The organism is Hydrogenophaga sp. (assembly GCF_041633695.1).
Taxonomy (GTDB): Bacteria; Pseudomonadota; Gammaproteobacteria; order Burkholderiales; family Burkholderiaceae_C; genus Hydrogenophaga.
In genome coordinates this window covers 1-1,322 of sequence record NZ_JBFJMY010000724.1, presented here as the reverse complement: position 1 = coordinate 1,322, position 1,322 = coordinate 1, and the positions used below count along the sequence as shown (strand labels likewise).

Below are 1,322 nucleotides of genomic sequence, written 5' to 3'. Positions count from 1 at the left end.
TTGGAGCTGGAAATCGCCCGGCCCGGCACCCTGACCACCGAATACCACTGGACAGCATGAAGGTTTTGTATTTCCACCAACATTTCGTGACGCCGCACGGGGCGGGTGCGATTCGCTCTTACGCCATGGCGCGCCGCTTGATCGAGCGCGGCCACGAGGTGACCATGGTCTGCGGCAGCTTCGCAGGCGGCAACACCGGGTTGACCGGGCCGTATGAGAACGGCTTGCGGCGGGGCCAGGTAGATGGCATTGATGTGGTGGAGCTCGACCTGGCCTATTCCAACCACGACGGCTTGGTGAGGCGCTCGCTCACGTTCCTGAAGTTCGCCATGCGCAGTGTGTGGCTGGCCCTGCGCGAACGGTACGACCTGGTGTTTGCCACCACCACGCCCTTGACCGCCGGTATCCCGGGCATTGCGGCGCGCTGGCTGCGCGGCAAACCCTTTGTGTTTGAAGTGCGCGATCTGTGGCCCGAGCTGCCGCGGGCCATGGGCGTGATCCGCAACCCGGTGGTGCTCTGGGCCATGGGTGTGCTGGAGTGGGCGAGCTACCGCTCGGCCCATGGCCTGGTGGGCCTGTCGCCCGGCATCGTCGAAGGCATTGCGCACCGGGGCGTACCGCTCAAGCGGATCGCGCTGGTGCCCAACGGTTGCGATCTCGATCTGTTTGCGCAGAACGCCGAGCCCTGGCGGCCCGAAGGGATTGCCCCCACGGATCTCATGGCGGTGTTTGCCGGTACACACGGCATGGCCAACGGTCTGGACGCGGTGCTGGACGCGGCGGCCGAACTCAAGCGCCGGGGGCGCGGCGACATCAAGCTGCTGCTGATTGGCAATGGCAAGCTGAAACCGGCGCTGCAGGCACGTGCAGCGCGTGAAGCGCTGGACAACGTGGTGTTTCACGAACCCGTGAACAAGGCCCGGCTGTCGGGTCTGATGGCCGCCACCGACGTGGGGCTGCAAGCGTTGGCGAACGTGCCCGCGTTCTATTTCGGCACCTCGCCCAACAAGTTTTTTGACTACATTGCCGCCGGCCTGCCGGTGCTCAACAACTACCCCGGCTGGCTGGCCGGGATGATCCGCGAGCACGCGTGTGGCTTTGCGGTACAACCCGATGACCCAGCCGCCTTTGCCGACGCGCTGGAGCAGGCCGCGTCTGATCGCGCCGCTCTGCGGGCCATGGGCCGACGCGGCCGGGCGCTGGCGGAGCAGGACTTTGACCGCGCGCTGCTGGCCAACCGTTGGGTGGACGCCCTCGAAACGACCTGGCAGGCACACAGCCAACCCAACAAACAGACAAGGACATCATGAGCTCCATCATTC

The 1,322-nt window shown here is 65.7% G+C and carries 1 protein-coding gene; it reads left to right on the top strand.

Going from position 1 to position 1,322, the window contains the following annotated elements:
- Positions 1-1,310, top strand: a 1,310-nt coding sequence (locus ABYB95_RS23580; RefSeq protein WP_372662837.1) for a glycosyltransferase family 4 protein, incomplete at its 5' end; no start/stop codon positions are given.
- Positions 1,311-1,322: the final 12 nt, after the last annotated feature.